We start from the raw sequence: 255 nt of genomic DNA, 5'->3' as shown, positions 1-255 counted from the left end.
CCCACTCTGCTTCGCCTTCCAGCGCTTTCAGAGCAGAACCACGGATGATTGGAGTATCATCGCCTGGGAAATCGTACTGAGACAGAAGTTCACGAACTTCCATTTCTACCAGTTCCAGCAGCTCTTCATCATCAACCATGTCGCACTTGTTCAGGAACACGATGATGTAAGGAACGCCTACCTGACGACCCAGCAGGATGTGCTCACGAGTCTGAGGCATAGGGCCGTCAGTCGCAGCAACAACCAGGATCGCGC

The 255-nt window shown here is 53.3% G+C and carries 1 protein-coding gene; it reads right to left on the bottom strand.

Annotation, left to right across the window (positions count from 1 at the left end; translation table 11 throughout):
* On the bottom strand, positions 1–255 hold a 255-nt coding region (locus tag AC6EMZ_RS23435; RefSeq protein WP_498405196.1), incomplete at both ends, for a GTP-binding protein.

Source organism: Enterobacter sp. SCRI0065, from assembly GCF_059766475.1.
Note: the sequence above shows the minus strand (reverse complement) of the source record. Positions and strands in the feature narration are given on the sequence as shown.